5 protein-coding genes are annotated in these 6,939 nt (G+C 70.8%); 3 read left to right on the plus strand and 2 right to left on the minus strand.

The window, feature by feature from the left end; all coding sequences use genetic code 11:
* Positions 1-241 precede the first annotated feature (241 nt).
* Positions 242-1,012, minus strand: a complete 771-nt coding sequence (locus tag ACIRVH_RS43175; protein ID WP_403965573.1) for a TetR/AcrR family transcriptional regulator — start codon at positions 1,010-1,012, stop codon at positions 242-244.
* Positions 1,013-1,392: 380 nt separating this feature from the next.
* Here ACIRVH_RS43175 and ACIRVH_RS43180 point away from each other — a divergent pair, with 380 nt between their 5' ends.
* Both ACIRVH_RS43180 and ACIRVH_RS43185 read left to right on the plus strand, forming a co-directional pair.
* Positions 1,393-2,772, plus strand: a complete 1,380-nt coding sequence (locus tag ACIRVH_RS43180) for an NAD(P)/FAD-dependent oxidoreductase (protein ID WP_403965575.1) — start codon at positions 1,393-1,395, stop codon at positions 2,770-2,772.
* Positions 2,773-2,902: 130 nt separating this feature from the next.
* Entirely contained in the window at positions 2,903-4,546 is a 1,644-nt protein-coding gene (locus ACIRVH_RS43185; protein ID WP_403965577.1) for a SpoIIE family protein phosphatase, read from the plus strand.
* A 62-nt stretch (positions 4,547-4,608) separates the two neighbouring features.
* On the opposite strand, the gene ACIRVH_RS43190 is transcribed toward ACIRVH_RS43185, so the two are convergent.
* Entirely contained in the window at positions 4,609-5,895 is a 1,287-nt protein-coding gene (locus tag ACIRVH_RS43190) for an MFS transporter (RefSeq protein WP_403965579.1), read from the minus strand.
* Positions 5,896-6,005: 110 nt separating this feature from the next.
* Here ACIRVH_RS43190 and ACIRVH_RS43195 point away from each other — a divergent pair, with 110 nt between their 5' ends.
* Positions 6,006-6,554 carry a MarR family winged helix-turn-helix transcriptional regulator gene (locus tag ACIRVH_RS43195; RefSeq protein ID WP_403965581.1) on the plus strand — a complete coding sequence of 183 codons (549 nt, stop codon included), beginning with the start codon at positions 6,006-6,008 and terminating at the stop codon, positions 6,552-6,554.
* The last annotated feature ends 385 nt before the right edge of the window (positions 6,555-6,939 follow it).

The raw sequence follows: 6,939 nt of genomic DNA on the forward strand, positions 1-6,939 counted from the left end.
CGAACGGCGCTGACGCTGTGAAGGAGCCGCGCGCGCCAGCCGCACGAGGCCCACCGCGTGACGACCATCCCATGGCCAGCCATCCGCAGTTGGCGCTGATGCCGCACAGGAGCCACGTGCACCCGCCGACGGCGAATCCGCCCCACTGGGGCCACCCGCACCCGACCGTGCTGTCGCACGGGTGGTGCGGGTGGAAAGACGATCCTGCCGAAGGCGGAGCCGAGGCGACCGGCCCCCGCCCCTACGCCGGCCGAGACCGAAGCCCCTCCAGCAGGATCTCCAGCAGCCGAGCCGAAGCCGCAGCCTGCTGCGCCGGATCCGGCAACGAAGGCGCCGCCGTGGCGATCACCAGCAGCACATCCGCCACGGACACATCCGCCCGCAACTCCCCCGCGGCCCGAGCCCGGTCCACCAACTGCCCCACGACCTCGAGCAGCGCACCGGCCCCACCGTCGTCCGAGCCCGACTCCGGCACCAGCCGCAGCTCACCCGAACCCGGCTGAGACCGCTGCTGAGGCACCCGAGCCTCCTCGGCCGGCCCGGCAGCACTGCCGGACCCGGCGTCGCCCTCCTCGGCGACCCCGACCCGCAGCACGTGCGGCGGCAGCAGCCGCCCCGCCCCGGACGCCACAGACGTCCGCAGGAACCGGGACAGCGCCGACCACGGCTCGTCCTCCTGCCCGAGCGCGCTCCGCGCCTGCTCGGTCAGCCGCGCGGTCTCCTCCTCGGCTATGCGCCGGACCAGCACGTCCTTGCTCGGGAAGCGCCGGTACACCGTGCCGACACCGACCCGCGCCCGCCGCGCCACGTCCTCCATCGGCGCGCCGTACCCCAGCTCGCCGAACACCTCACGCGCCGCACGCAGCACGTGCTCCAGATTGCGCTGTGCGTCCACCCGCAGCGGCGTCGTACGCATCCCGTCCGCGCGCCCGTTGCTCGCCGCCGCGCTCACCGCCGGTCCGCCCGTCGCGAGAGCGGCTGCCGACGACCAATGAGTGTCCTGAACATGCATGTGTTTCCCCCGGTTAATGACGTCTCCCCCCGGAGACTTCCCCGCCACTGAATACCGGAGTGCGCGGAACTGGCATCGGTCACGACCGGACCCGCCCGTCGCGGACCCGCATCGACCACATTCCCTACACCCCGTCGACACACGAACATAGTTGAGTGAGGGTCAATTCAGAAGGGGCAGGTTCCGCACAGAGCGCCCCCCGATCGGAGTACGGGTCATCTATGTCCCGATTCCATGCCTTCGCCCCCTCCCTCCCGACCCTGCTGACCTGCCCGCTTTCGCCCCACCCGGACGGCGCACCCGGCCCCGCGCACACCCGCTCGCCGGTCACACAAATTGCCGGGGCTGTGGACAAACAACTGCGCCGGGTGCGTCATGGGATGGTGAAGGAACGTGCGCGCATTCTGGTTGTCGGCGGCGGCTACGTCGGGATGTACACGGCCCTGCGCCTGCAGCGGAGGTTGAAGCAGGAGCTCAGGCGGGGCGAGGTCGACATCACTGTCGTCACCCCCGACCCCTACATGACGTACCAGCCGTTCCTCCCCGAAGCGGCCGCCGGTTCGATCTCCCCTCGTCATGTCGTCGTACCGCTGCGCCGCGTCCTGGACCAGTGTCACGTAGTCATCGGCGAGGTGACCTCGATCGACCACGCGGTGCGCACCGCCGCCGTCACCACCCTCGCCACCGCCGAGGAGGGCAAGAGCGCCGAACTGCTCGGCTACGACGAACTCGTCCTCGCCCCGGGCTCGATCTCCCGCGCGCTGCCCATCCCCGGCCTCGCGGAGTACGGCATCGGCTTCAAGACCGTCGAAGAGGCGATCGGCCTGCGCAACCACGTCATCGAGCAGATGGACATCGCCTCCTCCACCCGCGATCCCGCGATCCGCGACGCCGCCCTCACCTTCGTCTTCGTCGGTGGCGGCTACGCCGGAGTCGAGGCACTCGGCGAACTCGAGGACATGGCCCGCTACACCGCGCGCTACTACCACAACCTCCGCCCCGAGGACATGAAGTGGATCCTCGTGGAGGCCTCCGACCGCATCCTCCCCGAGGTCGGCGAGGAGATGGGCCGCTACACGGTCACCGAGCTGCGCCGCCGCAACATCCAGGTCCTGCTCGACACCCGCCTGGACTCGTGCGCCGACCGCGTCGCCGTCCTCAGCGACGGCCAGCGCTTCCCGACCCGCACGCTCGTGTGGACCGCCGGCGTCAAACCGCACCCGCTGCTCGCCGCCACCGACCTGCCGCTCAACGGCCGGGGCCGGCTCAAGTGCACCGCCGAACTGACCGTCGACGGCGCCCCGCACGCCTGGGCCGCGGGCGACGCCGCCGCCGTCCCCGACGTCACCGTCGCCGAACCCGGCACCGACACCGCCCCCAACGCCCAGCACGCGGTCCGCCAGGCCGGGGTCCTCGGCGACAACATCGCCCACGCACTGCGCGGCGAGCCCCTGGAGACGTACGCGCACAAGTACGTCGGCTCCGTCGCCTCCCTCGGCCTGCACAAGGGCGTCGCCCAGATCTACGGGCGCAAGCTGAAGGGCTACCCTGCCTGGTTCATGCACCGCATGTACCACCTCAGCAGGGTGCCCACCTTCAACCGAAAGGCCCGTGTGCTGGCGGAATGGACCCTGGCCGGGCTCTTCAAACGGGAGATCGTCTCGCTCGGTTCGCTCGAACATCCCCGTGCGGAGTTCGAACTCGCGGCCGGTGGAAAGCCTCCTCACAGCCCCTCGGACAACCCGAAGGGGTCGTCCTGACCGGACTCAGGAACTACCCGGCCCGCCCCGGCGTCTGACGGATATCGCCGCGGACGGTCACCTGTCAGACTGCCCCACGTCCTCGGACGGGCACCTGCCCGCCCTCAGCACCCACGAGGCTTTCCCCACTGTGAACTTCACGCGCTGGAGCGCCCGGCTCCCCGGAACGCAGCGCCGCGCCGCAGCGCGGACCGAGACCGCGGTCTCCCCGGACCGGCGGGGGGAAGGCTCCGTGCCCGCGGCCCGGGCCGAACAACCGGCCGACGGGGCGCCGCCCGTACCCGCCGTGGACGAACTGCCCGCACGCGACGTCCTCGACCGCGTTCCGGCCCTCGTCGCCCTCCTCCACGGCCCCGACCACCGCATCGCCTACGTCAACGACGCCTACACGGCGGCCTTCGGCGTACGACCGCTCGGCGAACCCGCCCGAGGGGCCCTCCCGGAACTGGCCGAACTCGGTCTGCTCCCACTCCTCGACCAGGTCCTGCGCAGCGGCAAGCCCCGCACGCTCAAGTCCCGCAAGGCCCTCGACGGCCGCTCCTACACCTTCACCTGCACCCCGGCCTCCGAGACCGGCGGGGACGGCGCCGTACTCGTCTTCGCCACCGACGTCACCGACCACGCCGAGGCCGCCGAACGCCTGCGTGCCAGCGAGCGCCGCCAGCGCGAGACGGCCGTGACCCTGCAACGCTCCCTCCTCCCCCAGGAGCTGGAGCAGCCCGACGACCTGCGTATCGCCGCCACCTACCAGCCCGGCGGCACGGAGGCCGCGGTCGGCGGCGACTGGTACGACGTGATCACCCTCGGCGGCGGCCGCACCGCCCTCGTGATCGGCGACGTCATGGGCCGAGGCGTCCGCGCGGCAGCCGTCATGGGCCAGCTGCGCACCGCCGTCCGCGCCTACGCCCGCCTCGACCTCCCGCCGCACGAGGTCCTGCAACTCCTCGACGGCCTCGCCACCGAGATCGACGCCAACCAGATCGCCACCTGCGTGTACGCCATCCACGACCCGAACGAGGGCCGCCTGGTGTACTCCTCCGCCGGCCATCTGCCCATCCTGGTCCGCGACGAGAACGGCACGGTCCTGCGCGCCGACGAACCCACCGGCCCGCCCCTCGGCACCGGCGGCTGGATGCACGCCTCGGGCTCGATCCCGCTGGGCCCCGGCTCCACGGCGGTCCTCTACACGGACGGCCTCGTCGAGCGCCGCGACGAGGACCTGGACGAGGGGATCGCCTCCCTGGAGCGCGCCCTCTCCGGCGCCACCGGCACGCCTCAGGTCGTCTGCGACCGTCTGGTCCGCTCGGCGGGCGTCACCGCCGATCACGACGACGACGTAGCCGTCCTGGTCCTCCAGCACCCCGCCCGTACGGGCCCCGAGGGCGAGCTCTTCCGCAACGCCGCCCTGGAACTCCTCGGCGGCGTGGAGGCGGCCCCCCGCGCCCGTGCGTTCGCCTCCGGTGTCCTGACGAGCTGGCGCTTCCCGGCCGACCTGCACGACCTGGGCGTCCTGGCGACCAGCGAACTGGTCGCCAACAGCCTCCAGCACGGCACCCCACCCATGCGCCTCCGCCTCCGCCGCACCGACCGCCGCCTGATCATCGAGGTCACGGACGGCGACGACCACCTCCCCCGCCGCCGCCGCGCAGAACCGGGCGACGAGTCGGGAAGAGGCATCGCCATCGTCGCCACCATCGCCTCCAACTGGGGTTCGAGAAGAACACCGGGCGGAGGGAAGGCGGTGTGGTGCGAGTTCCTTCTGCCGAGGGGCTAGGCGCCGTGGGGCTGCGGTCCGTCGCCGGCTGAGGGCCGCCCACAGCACCGGGTGCCGTACGGCTACGCGGTCACGGACTCCGCGGGTGCCCCACCCCGGGCCACCACCCGGCTGGTCCTCGCCGCGGCCCACGGCTGGTCCTGGGCAACGGTGAGCCGTCGTCCCAGGCGCAGCGCGAGCACGGTGATGCCGAGGGAGAACAGCAGGAAGGCCACGACGTACGGGCCATGCAGGGACGCTCCGAGCGGACCGCCCACCGCCGGCCCGACGGCCAGCGCCAGCTGCTTGACCAGGGCGAACGCCGAGTTGTACTGGCCGGCCATCCCCTCCGGCGCCAGATCGGCGACCAGCGGGGCGACGGTCGGCGACAACATCGCCTCACCCAGCCCGAACAACGCGTACGTCGACACGAACGCAGCGGTCGCCATCTCCTGGCTCCCGTGCCCCAGCCCCGCGTACCCCGCCGCAAGCCACGCCACGGCCCAGATGAGCCCCACACCGGCGATCACCCGAGACCGCCGACGCCGCTCCACGAACTTCAGCACGGCGAACTGCGCGACCACGATCATCATCGTGTTCGCGGCCAGCGCCGTACCGAGCGCCGAGGTGGATATCCCCGCGGCCTCCACGCCGTACGCGGCCAGCCCCGACTCGAACTGCCCGTAGCAGGCGAAGAACAGCACGAAGCCCAGCACACACAGCTGCACCATCGCCCGGTTCCCGAGCAGCTGCTTCCAGCTTCCCTTCCCGGACGCGGACGGCGCATCGGCGATCCGCGGCGAGTGCGGCATCCGCACCGTCGCCATCACCACGACCAGCAGCAGGAACATCGCCGCCTCGATCGCGAACAGCAGAGTGAAGGAGGAGACCCGGGTCGTGTCGACGAGGTGGCCACCGATGAGCCCACCGACGCCGAGCCCCAGGTTCTGCAGGAAGAACTGCATCGCGAACGCCCGAGACCGCGTCTCCGCCGTCGAGCAGTCCACGATCATCGTCGCCAGCGCCGGCTGCATCACGGCCTGCCCCGCCCCGAGCGCCGCGGCGGACAGCAGTACGGCGGTGGCGTTGCCCGCGAGTCCGAGGCTCAGCGCACCCAGCGCGGCGGTGACCAGGGCTGCGAGCAGGACCGGCAGCGGGCCGCGCCGCACGATCGCCCTGCCGGCGAACGGCAGCACGATCAGCGCGGCCACGGCGAAGACGGCGAGCACGAGTGCCGCCGTCATGGCCCCAAGGCCCCGCACCTGCGCCACATAGACGTACAGGTAGGGGACCGTGAAACCGAGCCCGAATGCGCTGAGTGCGTTGCCCACGTGGATCCGGCGCATCGCTGCGCCCATCGCCCTGGTCACGTTCACCTCTCTCACTAGTTAGGAGTGAAGACTTCAAAGCTAAAGTTCGAAGCTAAAGAGTACACACCGAAGGACTTCAAGGCAAAGTGGCTCCGTGCGATACTGCGGCCATGTCCGAGACCCCCGGCGTCACGGAGCCGACGCTCGAAGAACAGATCGCCGCCTACCAGCGCGAGTTCCAGGACCTCGACCCCCAGGTCGAGAAGATCGTGTCGGCACTGTCCCGGCTGAACCGGCGGATGAACGTCGCCTACGGCCGTCAGACCTCCGCCCTCGGTATCGGCAACGCCGACTGGGAGGTCCTCAAGGCACTGGTCCTCTCCGGCGCCCCGTACCGGATGGGCCCCAGCGATCTCGCCAAGCGACTCGGCCTCACGCCGGCCGCCATGACCCACCGGATCGACCGCATGGTCACCGAGGGGCTGGTCACCCGGGAGCGCGACGAGTCCAACCGTGTGCGCGTCATCATCGAGCTGACCCCCGAGGGCCGGGAGAAGTGGCTGGAGGCGATGCGCCTCGCGACCGTCTTCGAGGAGGACCTGCTCCAGGACCTCACCCTCGCGGAGCGCACCGTCCTCGGCGAGGTCCTGACCAGGCTGCTCCGCCGGGTGGAACACGCCCAGCCGGACGCCGGCGGCCGCCTCAGCGACCTGGACTGAGGCACCCAGAAAAGATCTTGACAGGGGTGGTTGACACACCCCTGAGCGATCCGTAAAGTTCTCCGGGTTGCCGCAGAGCCGTAACGGTTCTTCGACAGCAACTCCGCCGCTTCGAGCGGCACCTCACACCACCAGCACGATCTCCCGATGGGATTGATTTCGGCATGCCCGAATTCAATTCGAATAGGGACTCGGCGGCCCGATTGGGAATCGCCGGGCGGATCCGCTAGGGTTTGAGACGTCGGAACGGCCCAACAGCCGCGAAGACAAGCCCCGCTGACTGGGGGTCAGACGCCGAAAGGATCTGATAGAGTCGGAACCGCCGGAAAGGGAAACGCGAGAGCGGAAACCTGGAAAGCGCCGAGGAAATCGGATCGAGAAAAGA

Origin of the sequence: Streptomyces sp. NPDC101165 (assembly GCF_044768135.1) — a bacterium.
GTDB lineage: Bacteria > Actinomycetota > Actinomycetes > Streptomycetales > Streptomycetaceae > Streptomyces.

Excerpts from the sequence above, each read along its gene's own strand:
- ACIRVH_RS43180 (WP_403965575.1), top strand. The coding sequence starts at position 1,393 with ATGGTGAAGGAACGTGCGCGCATTCTGGTTGTCGGCGGCGGCTACGTC.
- ACIRVH_RS43175 (WP_403965573.1), bottom strand. The coding sequence starts at position 1,012 with ATGCATGTTCAGGACACTCATTGGTCGTCGGCAGCCGCTCTCGCGACG.
- ACIRVH_RS43195 (WP_403965581.1), top strand. The coding sequence starts at position 6,006 with ATGTCCGAGACCCCCGGCGTCACGGAGCCGACGCTCGAAGAACAGATC.